Source organism: Allobosea sp. R86505, assembly GCF_042466375.1.
In the GTDB taxonomy this organism is placed as follows: Bacteria; Pseudomonadota; Alphaproteobacteria; order Rhizobiales; family Beijerinckiaceae; genus Allobosea.
In genome coordinates, this window is the sequence record NZ_JAXHPY010000001.1 from 735,415 (window position 1) to 749,701 (window position 14,287).

A 14,287-nucleotide genomic window follows, 5' to 3' on the forward strand; every position below is an offset into this window, starting at 1 on the left:
TGGCCATGGCGCAGGTAGCCCAACCCGTCCGCTTGAGCGACGGCACTTACGGCGAGCCGCCGTTGGTGCTGTGGACATGGCCGATGATCGGCCGGACCGCGCTCGGGCTCGGCCTGCTCGGCTTCTTCGCATTATGCGTGCGGGTCGCCGAGATCGATCCCGTCGCACTGGCGCGCGGCCTGCCGCGGCTTTGGGCCTGGGCTGCGACAGCCTGGCCGCCCTATCTGACCGACTGGGACGCCTTCCTGATGCGGGCTTTCGAGACGGTGGCGATCGCCACCGTCGGTACGGTGGTCGCGACCGCGTTGGCTTTCCCGCTTTCGATTTTCATCGCGTCGAACGTCACACCCTTTCCGAGATTGGCAATGCCGATCCGTTGGCTGATCAATGCCTGCCGCGGTATCGACACGGTCGTTTTTGCGATCCTGTTCGTCGCCGCCGTGGGTTTGGGGCCGTTTGCCGGCGTTCTCGGGATGATCGTCCATTCGATCGGCGTCATCGCCAAGCTCAATGCCGAGGCCATCGAGACTTTACCGCGCGCTCCGTTGGAAGCGGCCGCGCTTTCGGGAGCCAATCAGGTCAAGGTCGTGAGCTATGCGGTCTTGCCGTCGGTGCTACCCAACCTTGCCTCGGTCGCGCTTTATGTCTGGGAAGCCAATGTCCGGACCTCGACCATCCTCGGAATCGTCGGCGCCGGCGGCATTGGAATCGAGATCAAGGCTGCGATCGACCTGCTCGATTTTCAGAAGCTGCTGACGCTGTCGGTCATCGTGCTCGTCATGGTCACGGTCATCGACCAGATTTCCACCATTGCGCGCCGGAGGCTTGTATGACCGGTTCGACGCCTGCTCTGGCGCTTGATTCCGTCACCAAGCGCTATGGCAGCATGCTGGCGCTCGATGCTGTCTCGTTCTCGCTTCAGCCCGGCGAATTCGTCGCGCTGCTGGGGCCGTCGGGTGCCGGCAAATCGACGGTCTTTCGCTGTCTCTCGAAGCTGGTATCGCCCGAATCCGGTTCCGTGATGGTTGCCGGTCGTGATCTTGCCGACCTGCGAGGCCGTGAATTGCGCAGGCTGCGCCGCAATATCGGGTTGATCTTTCAGCAATTCAATCTGATCGGCCGGATGTCGGCCATCGACAACGTGCTGGCGGGACGCCTCGGCCACGTCGCGACCTGGCGTGTCGTGGCGCGTCGTTTTCCCGCGTCTGAAAGACAGCGCGCCTTGTCGTGCCTCAACCGTGTCGGAATGCTCGCACAGGCTTACCAGCGCGCGGACTCATTGTCCGGCGGCCAGCAGCAACGCGTCGCGATCGCACGTGTCCTGGCTCAGGAATCGACCATCCTGCTTGCCGATGAGCCCGTCTCCAGCCTCGATCCCCGCTCGGCCGAAAGTGTGCTGGGCTCTTTGCGCGACATCGCAGCGGAGCATGGGATCGCCGTGCTGTGCGCTCTCCATCAGGTCGAATATGCTCGCCGTTTCGCGGATCGTGTCGTTGCGCTCCGCGACGGCAAGCTGGCGCTCGACGCACCCGCGGCCTTGTTCGATGCGGCCGCCTTTGAAAGCCTTTACGGCCTCGGTGAAGCCCCAGCAGGCGCGGATTTGCCCGGCCCCACATTTCTCCAGGATTGCTTCATCGCGGAGCCAGCCTGAGCGCTCCGTCCAGCCTGATCGCGCTGCCGTTGAGCATGTCGTTCTCGATGATGCTCTTCACTAAGGCCGCATATTCCGCCGGCTTGCCAAGCCGCGAGGGGTGCGGGACGGAGATCGCGAGCGAGGCGCGGGCTTCCTCGGGCAGACCGTCGAACATCGGTGTCTCGAACAGGCCGGGCATGATCGTCATGATGCGGATGCCGGAGGCGGCGAGTTCGCGCGCGATCGGCAGCGTCATGCCGGCGACACCGGCTTTCGAGGCAGCATAGGCGGCCTGGCCGATCTGGCCGTCCTCGGCGGCGATGGAGGCGGTGCAGATGAAGACGCCGCGGCCACCATCGGCCGTAACCGGGTCGAGCCCGGCGAGGGCCGCCGCCGATTTTGCGAGCATCCGGAAGGTACCGGTCAGGTTGATGGCGAGCGCCTTCTCGAACAGGGCCGTGTCATGGGCGACGAGTTCGCCGGTCTCGCGCTTCTTCGAGACGATCCGGCGCCCGGGCGCGATGCCGGCACAGTTGACCAGGATGCGGGCCACGCCCTGGGCCGCTCGCGCCGTGGCCAGCGCCTCGTCGACCGAGACTTCGCTGGTGACGTCGCAGGGGACGAAGAGGCCGCCGATCTCGGTGGCGATCTTTTTTCCCCGCTCGGCGTTGAGGTCGAACAGCGCGACGCGGGCGCCCTGCGCGGCGAGCATGCGGGCCGTGGCCTCGCCGAGGCCCGAGGCCCCGCCGGTGACGATCGCGGCGACGGAGGGATCGATCTGCATGGCGTATTCCCGGATCTGATGCGACGGTTCCAGCGTTAATGGCCGAGGAGACATCCTCCAAGGCTGTTTCTTTGCACCGCCCGCTGGGCAGACCTCTTGCAGCCGGCTGCGATGGGGCCACATCTTTCGACATGGCAGGACCCGCCGCGTAGCGGCATGGTGGGGTTCTGCAAGCGCCCTGAGGAGGGGCCCGATGACCGACGGTTTCACCTCCCGCTTCTCCCCTGAGGAAATGGCGGAGATCCGCAAGAGCCTGCGTGACGAGGCCCGCTTCGGCGCGGAGTTCTTCGGCCGGCTGAAGCGCGTCGCCCGGCGCATCCCCTTCGCGGAGGATCTGCTGGCGGCTTGGATCTGCGCCCGCGACCCGGCGACGCCGCGGCGCGTGCGGATGACGCTGCTCGCGGCGCTCGGCTATTTCGTGCTGCCGCTCGATGCTTTGCCCGACATCATGCCGCTGCTCGGCTTCACCGACGATGCGGCGGTGATCGCGGCGGCGCTGGCGGCGGTCGCGAGTTCGATCACGCCCGCGCATCGCGATAAGGCGAAGCAGGCGATGGCGGAGCTTTGAGGCTGCGTCACAGCGTCAGGACGATCTTGCCCTGGGCTCTGCGGTCGCCGATCAGCGCATAGGCCTCCGTCCAGCGTTCGAGCGGAATCTCGGCATGGACATGGGCGCGGATCCGACCCTCCGCGACCCAGCCCAGCAGCCGCTCCATATTGGCGCGCTGGGCGTCCGGTTGACGCCGCACGAAATCGCCCCAGAAGACACCGCGCAGGTCGCAGCCCTTCAGCAGCAGCAGGTTGAGGGGGATTTTCGGAATGCCGCCGCCGGCGAAGCCGACGACGAGATAGCGCCCCTCCCAGCCCATCGAGCGCAGCGCCAGCTCGGCGAGATCGCCTCCGACCGTGTCGTAGAGCACGTCGACGCCGCGGCCCTCAGTCAGGCGGCGCAGCGCGGCGCGGATATCCTCGCGGCCATAGTCGATGCCCTCGGCGGCACCGTGCCGTCGCGCCAGGGCGAGCTTATCCTGTGAGGAGGCGCAGCCGATCACGCGGGCCCCGAGCAGAGCGCCGATTTCGACGGCGGCGAGCCCCGCCCCGCCGGCTGCGCCGAGCACCGCCAGCGTCTCCCCAGGCTTCAGCCCCGCACGCTGGATCAGCCCGTGCAGGGCCGTGCCATAGGTGACGAAGAGGCCCGCCGCCTGTGCATCAGAGAGGCCGTCGGGAATGGGAATGACGTTTTCGGCCGGGACGACGACACGCTCGCGGGCTGCCCCATAGCCGAGCCAGGCGGCGACCCGGTCGCCAACCTGCCAGCCGGCGACGCCCTCGCCCAGCGCGACGACCGTGCCGGCGCATTCCGCGCTCGGCGAGAACGGCAGCGCGGGCTTGGTCTGGTAGCGATTCTCGATGATCAGCGTGTCGAAGAAGTTGAGCGCGGCCGCCCTGACCGCGATCGCGATCTCGCCCGGGCCCGGTTGAGGCTCGGGGATGTCGCGGATGACCAGCGTCTCGGCCGGGCCGTGCGTCTCGCAGAGCAATGCCTTCATCGTTCTCCACCTCGGGTGGGGCTCGCGGCCCTCTCGCAGGATTGTGCCATGGGACAGGAGTGTTCGAAATGCGGATGCGGCCGGCGTCGCCATTCGCATTTTCGCCAGGATCGTGGCACTCTATCCGCCTGCCCCAGCCATCGCGCCCGTCAACGGGTGGTAAAGGCAGTGTTAAGATTTTTAATGATTGATGGCGGCCATGATCAGTTCGTTTTTCCGTTCCGGCGTTCCCGCCTCGCGCCGTGTCCTCCTCCTGCCGACGCTGCTCGCGGGCTGCCTCGGTGCCGCACTCCTCGCCCCGGCCGCCCAGGCCCAGCAGCAGCGCGGCCGCCCCGCGGCCGCCGCGGCTGCGCCCGCCGCCGCCGGCCAGGGCCAGGCGATGCTGCTGGAGACGGCCGGCAAGTGGCAGGCCTTCTCGTCGCAGCAGGGCCGTTCCAAGGTCTGCTACGCCCTGTCGAAGGCCGAAAGCCGCATGCCGGCCAACCTCAAGGATGTCGATGGCCTGCTCTTCGTCGCCACGCGCCCGGCCGAGGGCGTGCGCAACGAGATCAGCTTCGTGATGAATTTCGATCTCAAGGAAGATGTCGAACACCAGGCGATCATCGGTTCCGAGCGTTTCGCGCTGGTCGCCAAGGGCAAGAACATGTGGCTGAAGAATCCAGCCGAGGAGCCGCGCATGCTCGATTCGCTGCGCAAGGGTGCCGGGCTCGAGGTGAAGGGCACGTCGAAGCGCGGCAATCCGACCTCCGACAAGTATTCGCTCGCCGGCATGAGCCAGACGGTGAAGCGCGCCGAAGACGCCTGCAAATAGGCCGGCGATTTCTCTGGCGCGCGTTCTCGTGCTATGAGCCCGGCCCAATGCGGGCCGCGACCGCCTGCCCCGAGCCAGAGTTCCGATGACCGTTTCCGTTCTAGAGCCCGCCGCGCCAGCGGCCGAACCCGTTTTGCAGCGGCCCTCGCTGGTCGGGCGCACGCGCGCCGGGCTGGCCGCGGCGCTGGCCGAGATCGGAATCCCCGAGAAGGAACGGCGCATGCGCGTCGGCCAGCTCTGGAACTGGATCTATCACTACGGCGTGCGCGATTTCGCGGAGATGACGACGATCGGCAAGGGGCTTCGCGGCGCCCTGGCCGAGCGCTTCACGCTCGACTTGCCCGAGGTGACCGCCGAGCAGATCTCGACGGACGGCACCCGCAAATGGCTGATCCGGATGGCGCCGACCGGCCCGCGCGACCGCGGCGCCGAGATCGAATGCGTCTACATCCCCGAGGTCGACCGCGGCACGCTCTGCGTCTCCAGCCAGGTCGGCTGCACGCTGACCTGCACCTTCTGCCACACCGGCACGCAGCGCCTGGTGCGCAACCTCACCACCGAGGAGATCGTGGCGCAGCTGATGGTGGCGCGCGATCGGCTCGGCGATTTCCCGAATCGGAGTGCGCCGGGCGGCGCCTTCGTGCCCAAGGATGGCGGGCGCTTCGTCTCCAACATCGTCTTCATGGGCATGGGCGAGCCGCTCTACAATTTCGACGGGGTCCGCGACGCGATCGACGTCATCTCCGACAATGAGGGGCTCTCGCTCGGGCGCCGGCGCATCACCGTCTCGACCTCGGGCGTCGTGCCCCAGATCGGCCCGCTCGGCCATGAGATGGGCACGATGCTGGCGATCTCGCTGCATGCGGTGCGCGACGATCTGCGTAACGAGCTCGTGCCGCTGAACAAAAAATACCCGATCGCCGATCTGCTCGAGGCCTGCCGGACCTATCCGGGCGTGTCGAACGCGAAGCGCATCACCTTCGAATACGTCATGCTCAAGGGCGTCAACGATTCTGACGCCGAGGCGCGTGAGCTGGTGCGGCTGCTCAAGGGCATCCCCGCCAAGATCAATCTGATCCCGTTCAATCCCTGGCCCGGCACCAAATACGAATGCTCGGACTGGGACCGGATCGAGCGCTTTTCCGAGATCGTGTTCCGCGCCGGCTATGCCTCGCCGGTGCGCACGCCGCGCGGGCGCGACATCCTCGCCGCCTGCGGCCAGCTCAAGAGCGAGACCGAGAAGCTCTCCGCCCGGGCCCGGCTGATGCTGGACCAGGACGAGGCGGCCGCGGCGAGCGCCGGTTGATCCGATGCTGCGCTGGCTCCTGCTGATTCCGTTCGCGCTGGTGATGGCGATGGTCGCCGGCCTCCTGGCGATGATGATGGCGAGCGTCGTTTCGCCGGGCCTCGCGCTGCTGATCGGCGGCGGATTCGAGCGCCTGCTCGACGCGCTGTTCGGGCTGGCTGACATGGGGATCGATCCGGGACCGACCGCCGAGGCCGCCTTCGTGCTGCTCGGCCGGCTGGGCTTCGCGATCATCGTCGCGCCGGTCGTCCTGGTCGCCGTCGCCTGCGAGCTGTTCTCGCTGCGCAGCGGCCTGATCCAGAGCGGGCTGACCGGCCTGCTCGCGGCGCTGCTGCCGCTCGGCATGCTCGGGCTGGCGCGTGCACCGACCGGGGCCGAGGTGCAGGTGCTCGGCGGGCTCGTGCTGGTCGGCGCCGCGACGGGCTTCGTCTACTGGCTGATCGCGGGGCGCAGCGCGGGCGGCGAGCGGCGCGTGCCGGTCTGACCGGCAGGGTCTGACCCGGTCAGACCGGGCATGACCAGGCGCTACCGCTTCGCTAGCATGCTGTTTTTCCAGCGAGATCGCCCGGTCGTGCCGAATCTCGGCTTAGCTGCGTCCAGCATGATGCGCGTTTCAGGCAACACAGCCCCTCGCTAATCCCCGATCGCCACACCCTCCCGGCGCCCATCCGCTCCGCCGACGAAGCCTTCCGGCGTCTTGACGATCGCCTGGATGCCCGAGGTCATCGCCAGCAGGCGGACCTCATGGCCCTTCGCCTCGAGCGCCGCCTTCCAGGCTTCCGCTTCGGTGCCCTTTTCCAGTTCGGTGGGGCCGTTGCGGCTGCCAAAATTGCCGAGGTCGACGGCGGCCTGCGGGTCCATCCTCCAGTCGAGCAGGGCGACCAGCGTCCTGGCGACATAGCCGATGATCTGGCTGCCGCCGGGCGAGCCGACGACGGCATAGAGCCGGCCGAAGGCGTCGAAGACCAGCGTCGGCGCCATCGAGGAGCGCGGACGCTTGCCCGGCTCGACGCGGTTGGCGACCGGCTTGCCATCCTCCTCCGGCACGAACGAGAAATCCGTCAGCTCGTTGTTGAGCAGGAAGCCGCCCGCCGTCATCAGCCGCGCGCCGAAACCGTCTTCAATGGTGGTGGTCATCGAAACGGCGTTGCCATCGCCGTCGATGACCGAGATGTGGCTGGTGCCGTTCTCGATGCCCTCCGAGGGGGCCAGCAGCTGCGCCCGCTTGTTGGGCGGCTCGCCGGCCTTGGCGCGGCCCATCGAGCGTTCGGGGCTGATCAGCCCGGCGCGCGAGCGGATGTAATCGCGGTCGATCAGCCCGGGCAGCGGGACGCCGACGAAGGCGGGATCGGCGAGATAGAGGTTGCGGTCGGCGAAGGCGAGGCGGCCGGCCTCCGAAAACCAGTGCGCGGCCTCCGCGCCGGGACCCATCCGCCCGAGCTCGCGGGTTTCGAGAATGCCGAGCATCTGCTGCACGGCGACCGCGCCCGAACTCGGCGGGCCCATGCCGCAGATCCGCCAGACGCGGTAGGCGCCGCAGACGGGCTCGCGCTCCTCGACCCGGTAGGCGGCGAGATCGGCTGCCGTCATGTCGCCGGGATTGGTCGCGTGGCCGGTCACGGTCGCGACGATGTCGCGCGCGATCTCGCCCTCGTAGAAGGCGCCCGCGCCGCGTTCGGCCAGCGCGCGCAGCGTTGCGGCGAAGGCCGGGTTGCGAAGGATCGTGCCGACCGCCTTCGCCTGGCCGTCAGCCTCGTAGAAATAGGCGGCGGCGCGGGCGTCCTTCGCCAGGTTCTTTTCGCCGGACAGAAGCCCGTTCAGGCGCGGCGAGATCGCAAAGCCGTCTTCCGCCAGCCTGATCGCCGGGGCGAGCACCTGCGCCCAGGGCAGTTTCCCCCAGCGGCGATGCGCCTCCTCCAGCAGCTTCGGCGTGCCGGGAACTCCGACCGAACGCCCGCCGACGACCGCCTCGACGAAGCGCATCGGCTTGCCGTCTTTCCCGATGAAGCGGTCGGGTTTCGCTGCGGCGGGCGCCGTCTCGCGCCCGTCGAGCGTGATGACGCGCCGGGCCGCCTCGTCCCAGTGAACGAGGAAGGCGCCGCCGCCGAGGCCGGAACTCTGCGGCTCGACCAGGTTCAGCACGAGCTGGACGGCGATGGCGGCGTCGACCGCGCTGCCGCCGGCGCGCAGGATGTCGCGCCCCGCGGCGGCAGCGAGCGGATTGGCGGCGGCCACCATGAAGCGCTGGGCGGTGGCGGTGGCTTTCGCGATCTTGCCCGTCGCGGCCTCGGGCGCCGGGGCGAGCGGCTGAGCCGTGGCCGGTGCAGCCATCATCAGGAGCAGGGCGCAGGCCAGAATGCGGGGGTGGTGGCCGGGAAGCTGGGGCATGGGGCGATCATCCGATGACGGGTGCTGCCGCCAGCCTAGCGCAACGGCGGGACCGCGCCATCTCCTCGCGTCGCTTGGAGTGCTGCCCTGCCGCGGTTAAGGTCGCCGCACGTCTTTGTTTCCCGATCGTGCCAAGGGGGCCCGGCATGTCGCTTTCGTCCGTCTCGAATCTCCGCCGGCCTTTGGCCGTCGTCGCCATGGCCTTGCTCGGGCTGGTCCTGGCCGGCTGCGGCGTCAACAATGTGCCGACGCTGGAGGAAAAGGCCAAGGCGAGCTGGAGCGAGGTGCAGAACCAGTATCAGCGCCGGGCCGACCTGATTCCCAACCTCGTCGAGACAGTGAAGGGCTATGCGGCGCAGGAACGCGAGGTGCTGACCGCCGTGGTCGAGGCCCGCGCCAAGGCGAGCCAGGTCAAGGTCGACGCCTCGACGATCACCGATCCCGCCAAGTTCAAGGAATACCAGGAGGCGCAGAACCAGCTCAGCGGCGCGCTGGGGCGGCTCTTGGTCACGGTTCGAGCGCTATCCCGACCTGAAATCGAACCAGAACTTCCTGGCGCTGCAATCCCAACTCGAAGGCACCGAGAACCGGGTCACGGTGGCGCGGCGCGACTACATCCAGGCGGTCCAGGCCTTCAACACCGAAATCCGCACCTTTCCCGGCGTGATCTGGGCGCGGCTGTTCTGGGGCGCCAAGGCGATGGAGACCTTTGCCGCGACGGCGGGAGCGGAGCGGCCGCCGGCTGTGAAGTTCTGAGGGTGTTCGACGGGTCCGGGCCATGCTGCTGACCTCTCCGTCATGCTCGGGCTCGACCCGAGCATCTCTTGGGAGAGATTCTCGGGTCTTCGCTTCGCTGCGCCCGAGAATGACGGCTGTGTGCCTTGCTCTGCTGACGGCCTTGTTCGGTTCGCTCGCGCTGGCCGCCGACCCGAGCTACCCCGCGCTCTCCGGCCGCATCGTCGACGGCTCGAACCTGATCGCGGCCGAGGCGCGCCAGCGGATCGAGACCAAGCTCAAGGCGCATGAGGACAAGACCTCGGACCAGATCGTCGTCGCGACGGTGCCATCGCTGCAGGGGCTGAGCGTCGAGGACTATGCCAACGGCCTGTTCCGGTTCTGGAAGCTCGGCCAGGCCAAGACCAATAACGGCGTCCTGCTGCTGGTCGCGCCGAGCGAGCGCAAGGTCCGCATCGAGGTGGGCTATGGGCTGGAAGGAGCGCTGACCGACGCGCTGTCCAAGGTCATCATCACCACGGCGGTGGCGCCGAAGTTCAAGGCGGGCGACTTCGCCGGCGGCATCGAGGGCGGCGTCGACGCCATCGTGACCATCCTCGCCGGCGATGCCGAGGAGTGGCAGCGCCGCGCGAGCGTGCGCAGCGACGAAACATCGCCGGTCGACATCATCGCGATGCTGGTCATGATGGCGCTGGTCCTGATCATCGTCGCGGCTTTCATCCGGGAGTTCGGCGGCACCGACGCGTCGCGCCGACACCGCCTGCGCAATGGGCGCTGGGTGACGCTGCCGCAAAGCTCCGGCTGGAGCACCAGTTCGGGCGGGAGCTGGAGCTCGGGATCCGGTGGGGGCTCGGGTTCGAGCGGCGGCTTCTCCGGGGGCGGCGGATCATCGGGCGGCGGCGGGGCTTCGGGAGACTGGTGATGGACGAGCGGGACCGGGAGGCCATTGCCGAGGCCGTGCGCGAGGCCGAGGGCCAGACGGCGGGAGAGATCGTCGTCATGATCGACCGGGCGGCGGCGAGCTACCGAATGGTGCCGGTGGCGATGGCGCTGACGCTTTCGCTGCTGGTGCCCTGGCCGCTGCTCGCGATGACGGAGACGAGTGCGCCGCGGATCTTCCTGATCCAGCTCGTCTGCGCCGTGCTGCTGCTCGCGAGCCTGCTCTGGTATGGCCGCGGCGGGCGTTTCGTGCCCGGCTTCGTCAAGCGCAGACGCGCCCATGACGTCGCGCTGCGCGAGTTCACGGCGCGGGGCCTGAGCCGCACGCGGCAGCGTACGGGGGTGCTGCTCTACGTCGCGATCCAGGAGCGCTATGCCGAGATCATCGCCGACAGCGGCATCGACGGCCGGGTTGAGCAGGCAGTGTGGGACGGCATCGTCGAGGCGGTCGTGCTCGCGGGCCGCGAAGACCGGCTGCGCGAGGGGATCGTCACCGCGGTGCGCGCGATCGGCGCCGTCCTGGCGAACCATGCCCCGCGCTCGCCCGACGACATCGACGAACTGCCGAACAACGTGGTGATCCTGTGAGCGCCGCTCAGCGCGGACTGCGCGCCGCCGCGAGCACCGCAGCCGGCATGGCTCCGTACTTGCCCTGCCGCTCGGCCTGAACGAGCACGACGTAGCTGTCGACCTCGGGCCCCTGGGTGACGGCGATCGGCGCAGTAAGGGTCGCCTGCCGGCCGTCCCAGTCGCCGATGCGCGTCATGCCCCGCACGACATTGGCATAGGCAACCGTTTTGCCCTGGTTCTCGCCGCGGCCGATCGGCACCGTGACCATCTTCGTCGTGGTCGCGATCCAGACGCCGGCCGTGCGCTCCTGCGCGTCGCCGATGGGCGAGAGCGTCATCACGATCTGCCCGCCCTCTTCCTTGACGCCGAGCTTCGCGACGAAGCCGCCGCCGGGAGGATGCTTCGAGGCGCGCTCGATCTCGGCGCGGTCGGACCCAACCACATGCACCGCGCCGTTGATCACGGCCTGGGGAGTGTAGACCTGTCCGTCCCCGCGGGCCTTGGCATAGTATTTCTGGCGCTTGGCGAAGCTGTCCTTGCCGAGCGTATCCTTCCAGCCGAGATAGTCCCAGTAGGTCACTGGCAGGGTCAGGGTGATGACGTCCGGCTGCTTCGCGAGTTCGACGAAAAGGGCGTCCGCAGGCGGGCAGGAGGAGCAGCCCTGGCTGGTGAAGAGTTCGACCACGGCCCGGGGCTGAAGGTCAGGCGCCTGCGCGCGCGCGGGGGCTGCGCCCAGCACGAGCAGGGCGGCGGCGGCGGACAGGAGGGGCGCGGAACGTTTCATGGCTTGAACTCGGCGAGACCTTACATCTCAGGCGTTACCAAAGCGCCCCATTCGTCTCACTTCAAAATCACGTTGCCTTGAAAGCAGGCGATGGTGCAACGGCCGGCGCCTCCGCGACGGCGGCGGCCGAGATCATGTTCGGCCGCCAGCGGCGGTGCATCCAGAGCCACTGCTCGGGATGTTCGCGGACCCAGCCCTCGACCACGGCCGTCATCATCGCCATCGCGCCCTGCACGTCGATCTCACCCTGCGCATCGCGGGGCAGGTTGAGCGGGGGCGTCAGCTGCAGCCGGAAGCGCTGGTTCGGCAGGCGGATGACCCGCACGCCATGCACCGGGCATTCGAAGCGGCGCGCGAACTTGCCGAGAATCGGGTTGGTCAGGGCCGGACGGCCCATGAAGGGCACAATGGCGCCCCGGGAGAAGTGCTGGTCGATGAGCATGCCGAGATGGCCGTCGCGCTCGAGCACGCCCTGCATGGCGAAGGCGGCGCCCTGCTTGGCGGCGGCCAGCCCGCCCATGGCACCGGACCGGATCTCGTGGACGACGGCCGCGATGGCGGGGTCGTTGGGGGCGCGGAAGACGGCGGTGGTGTCGAGATCATAGGCCTGGGCGCAGATCGCCGGCAGTTCCCAATTGGCGAGATGCGCCGAGAAGATCAGGCCGGGCTTCGCATCGTCCTTCAGCGCGATGAAATGCTCGATGCCCTCGACCTCGACGCGCGAGGGCGCGTCGGGGTTGAGGTAGTCGTAGTCGAAGAGCGTCTTCAGATGGGCGTATTCGGCGGCGGTGCGGCCGAGATTCTCCCAGGCGCCGCGCGCGATGCGGCGCACCTCGGGCTCGGCCATCTCGGGAAAGGCCGCGCGGATATTGGCCAGCGCGACGCGGTTGACCGGGATCAGCGGGCTCGCCGTGCGCAGCAGCCAGCCGCCGAGGTCGCTCGAGCGTTCAGGGCCGAGCAGGCGAAGTGCTCCGAACAGAGCCCTGATCAGGCCGATCATCACCGCCGCGCCGGCGCGTGCGGCGATTGCTTTCAAGCGTCTCAAGATCGGCCCGGTCCCCTCGCACCCCTCCGGCTGCACGGCCGGGCTGGAGCCGCGACTTGCGGCAGGACGGCGGTTTCGTCAAGTTTTCAGCCGAAGCCGCCGGTTTGCCGGCGCCGACCGGTCGCATTTTCAGAAGGTCACGACGACCTTGCCGAAGACCTGCCGGCCTTCCAGCCGCGCCAGCCCCTTTTCGAAATCCTCGAGCGGAAACACCGAATCGATCACCGGCTTCATGCCGGCGGCCATCTTGTCGAGCGACTGTCGGATGTTCTCGATGCGGCAGCCGAAGGAGCCGGTGATGCGGTATTGCTGCTGGAAGAGCTGCATCAGGTTGATCGTCGCCGACGCGCCCGAGGTCGCGCCGCAGGTGACGAGCCGGCCGCCGCGCTTGAGGCAAAGGAGCGAGCCGTTCCAGGTGTCGGCGCCAACATGCTCGAAGACGACGTCGACGCCCTTGCGTTTGGTGAGTTGGCGGACCTCGCCCTCGAAGCGCTCGGTCTTGTAGTTGACGACGAAATCGGCGCCGAGCTCCTTGGCCTTGCGGCCCTTCTCGTCGTCACCGACGGTGGTGTAGACCGTGCAGCCGATCGCTTTGGCCATCAGGATCGCGGCCGTGCCGATGCCGGAGCCGCCGGCATGCACCAGGACCGATTCACCGGGTTCGAGCTTGGCGTTGTCGAACAGCATGTGCTGGACCGTGCCGAAGCCGATCGGCGCGCAGGCCGCGTCCTCGAAGGAGACGCCGGAGGGCGCCTTGACGACGAGGCGGGCGGCCTTGTTCAGGAATTCGCGGGCGAAGCCGTCGATATGGAAGCCCATGATGCCGGCGACGTTCTCGCAGAGATTGTCACGGCCCTCGCGGCAGGCCTTGCAGTGGCCGCAGGTCTCGGCGCCATAGGCGGTGACGGTGTCGCCGACGGCGAGCCCGGTGACACCCTCGCCGACGCAGACGATCTCGCCCGAGGCCTCGACGCCGGCCGCCTGCGGCATCTTGCGCTTGGCGAAGGCCATGCCGCGGAAGCCCCAGACGTCGAGATAGTTCAGCGCGACGGCGCGGATGCGGATCTGGACCTCGCCGGCGGCGGGCGGCGGCGGCGGGTCGATCTCCTCGAGACGGAGGTCCCGATCGCCGTGAAGTTGCAGTGAACGCATGGTGAGGTCAATCTTTCAAAGATGGTCGGGCCAGGCTCGCGATGTGTGGAACACGGCCAGGATTTCGATGCAGCCGTCGCGGACGCGATAGGGAAGGATATAGGGAGAGCCCGACAGGACGAGTTCGCGCGTCCCGTCCACTCGCCCCGGACGCCCGATCTCCGGATGCTCGGCCAAGACCGCTGCCCCGGCTTCCATTGCGGCGACCATTGCGGACGCTGCGGCGGGACTGTCTCGAGCGACGAACGCGAAAGCCTCGTCGATTTCACGTAAGGAGCGGCGGGTCCAGACGATCTTCACGCCGGCTGAGCCCGGTATTTCGCAAAGACAGCCTCCACCTCTTCGTCACTGGCAAACTCGCCGCGGTCGGCCTCGGCGATGCCGTCCTTGATCCTGGCGATCTGCCAGGCGTTGAGTTCGACGTAATTCTCGATCGCTTTGGCAGCGAGCCAGCTGCGCGAACGGTCGGTGTCGGCGGCAAGTGCGTCTAGCTTCGCCATCATCTGGTCGTCGAGGCGAATCGTGAAAGCAGCCGTCATGGCGGTTCACTCCGGTTCGGATCGAACCAAAATAGGTCGCTTGGCGGAGAA

The 14,287-nt window shown here is 68.1% G+C and carries 16 protein-coding genes and 1 pseudogene; 9 read left to right on the forward strand and 8 right to left on the reverse strand.

Features of this window, described 5'->3' with window-relative positions; translation table 11 throughout:
- The first annotated feature begins 5 nt into the window (after positions 1-5).
- Positions 6-833 (forward strand): phosphonate ABC transporter, permease protein PhnE, encoded by an 828-nt coding sequence (gene phnE / locus SJY11_RS03490; RefSeq protein ID WP_376989244.1) that lies wholly within the window; start codon positions 6-8, stop codon positions 831-833.
- On the forward strand, positions 830-1,651 hold the full coding sequence (gene phnC, locus SJY11_RS03495; protein WP_376985056.1) for a phosphonate ABC transporter ATP-binding protein: 822 nt from the start codon (positions 830-832) through the stop codon (positions 1,649-1,651). The genes phnE and phnC overlap by 4 nt, the downstream gene beginning before the upstream one ends.
- On the opposite strand, the gene SJY11_RS03500 is transcribed toward phnC, so the two are convergent.
- Positions 1,632-2,417 (reverse strand): SDR family NAD(P)-dependent oxidoreductase, encoded by a 786-nt coding sequence (locus tag SJY11_RS03500; RefSeq protein ID WP_376985057.1) that lies wholly within the window; start codon positions 2,415-2,417, stop codon positions 1,632-1,634. The two genes, phnC and SJY11_RS03500, sit on opposite strands and share 20 nt — an antisense overlap.
- Positions 2,418-2,610: 193 nt before the next feature.
- On the opposite strand from SJY11_RS03500, the gene SJY11_RS03505 reads away from it, so the two are divergent.
- Positions 2,611-2,985: a YkvA family protein gene (locus SJY11_RS03505; RefSeq protein ID WP_376985058.1), complete on the forward strand. Its 375-nt coding sequence runs from the start codon at positions 2,611-2,613 to the stop codon at positions 2,983-2,985.
- A gap of 7 nt (positions 2,986-2,992) precedes the next feature.
- Here SJY11_RS03505 and SJY11_RS03510 read toward each other — a convergent pair whose 3' ends face one another.
- Positions 2,993-3,967, reverse strand: a complete 975-nt coding sequence (locus SJY11_RS03510; RefSeq protein ID WP_376985059.1) for an NADPH:quinone oxidoreductase family protein — start codon at positions 3,965-3,967, stop codon at positions 2,993-2,995.
- A 199-nt stretch (positions 3,968-4,166) separates the two neighbouring features.
- On the opposite strand from SJY11_RS03510, the gene SJY11_RS03515 reads away from it, so the two are divergent.
- The 3 genes from SJY11_RS03515 (at position 4,167) to SJY11_RS03525 (ending at position 6,568) form a co-directional block, all read left to right on the forward strand.
- A complete protein-coding gene (locus tag SJY11_RS03515; RefSeq protein WP_376985060.1) occupies positions 4,167-4,778 on the forward strand; it encodes a hypothetical protein in 612 nt (203 codons plus the stop codon).
- Positions 4,779-4,863: 85 nt separating this feature from the next.
- The gene (rlmN, locus tag SJY11_RS03520; protein ID WP_376985061.1) at positions 4,864-6,084 is read left to right on the forward strand and encodes a dual-specificity RNA methyltransferase RlmN; all 1,221 of its coding nucleotides are present in this window, start codon (positions 4,864-4,866) and stop codon (positions 6,082-6,084) included.
- A gap of 4 nt (positions 6,085-6,088) precedes the next feature.
- The gene (locus SJY11_RS03525; RefSeq protein ID WP_376985062.1) at positions 6,089-6,568 is read left to right on the forward strand and encodes a hypothetical protein; all 480 of its coding nucleotides are present in this window, start codon (positions 6,089-6,091) and stop codon (positions 6,566-6,568) included.
- A 149-nt stretch (positions 6,569-6,717) separates the two neighbouring features.
- Here SJY11_RS03525 and ggt read toward each other — a convergent pair whose 3' ends face one another.
- Complete coding sequence (gene ggt, locus SJY11_RS03530) at positions 6,718-8,472, reverse strand: gamma-glutamyltransferase (RefSeq protein ID WP_376985063.1); 1,755 nt, start codon at positions 8,470-8,472, stop codon at positions 6,718-6,720.
- Positions 8,473-8,618: 146 nt separating this feature from the next.
- On the opposite strand from ggt, the pseudogene SJY11_RS03535 reads away from it, so the two are divergent.
- The 3 genes and pseudogenes from SJY11_RS03535 (at position 8,619) to SJY11_RS03545 (ending at position 10,734) form a co-directional block, all read left to right on the forward strand.
- Positions 8,619-9,228: pseudogene (locus SJY11_RS03535) on the forward strand (LemA family protein).
- A gap of 109 nt (positions 9,229-9,337) precedes the next feature.
- Complete coding sequence (locus tag SJY11_RS03540) at positions 9,338-10,129, forward strand: TPM domain-containing protein (protein WP_376985064.1); 792 nt, start codon at positions 9,338-9,340, stop codon at positions 10,127-10,129.
- Positions 10,129-10,734, forward strand: coding sequence for a TPM domain-containing protein (locus SJY11_RS03545; protein ID WP_376985065.1), 606 nt, complete (start codon positions 10,129-10,131; stop codon positions 10,732-10,734). The genes SJY11_RS03540 and SJY11_RS03545 overlap by 1 nt, the downstream gene beginning before the upstream one ends.
- A gap of 7 nt (positions 10,735-10,741) precedes the next feature.
- Here the strand turns inward: SJY11_RS03545 and SJY11_RS03550 are convergent, their stop codons facing one another.
- From SJY11_RS03550 to SJY11_RS03570, 5 genes are all read right to left on the reverse strand, one after another.
- Complete coding sequence (locus SJY11_RS03550; protein ID WP_376985066.1) at positions 10,742-11,500, reverse strand: DUF1223 domain-containing protein; 759 nt, start codon at positions 11,498-11,500, stop codon at positions 10,742-10,744.
- Positions 11,501-11,567: 67 nt separating this feature from the next.
- Positions 11,568-12,545 (reverse strand): lipid A biosynthesis lauroyl acyltransferase, encoded by a 978-nt coding sequence (locus tag SJY11_RS03555; RefSeq protein ID WP_376985067.1) that lies wholly within the window; start codon positions 12,543-12,545, stop codon positions 11,568-11,570.
- 129 nt (positions 12,546-12,674) lie between these two features.
- Positions 12,675-13,697, reverse strand: coding sequence for a zinc-binding dehydrogenase (locus tag SJY11_RS03560; protein ID WP_376985068.1), 1,023 nt, complete (start codon positions 13,695-13,697; stop codon positions 12,675-12,677).
- A 15-nt stretch (positions 13,698-13,712) separates the two neighbouring features.
- Complete coding sequence (locus SJY11_RS03565) at positions 13,713-13,997, reverse strand: type II toxin-antitoxin system RelE/ParE family toxin (protein WP_376985069.1); 285 nt, start codon at positions 13,995-13,997, stop codon at positions 13,713-13,715.
- Positions 13,994-14,236 (reverse strand): CopG family ribbon-helix-helix protein, encoded by a 243-nt coding sequence (locus tag SJY11_RS03570; protein ID WP_376985070.1) that lies wholly within the window; start codon positions 14,234-14,236, stop codon positions 13,994-13,996. Before SJY11_RS03570 ends, SJY11_RS03565 begins: the two co-directional genes overlap by 4 nt.
- Positions 14,237-14,287 lie beyond the last annotated feature (51 nt).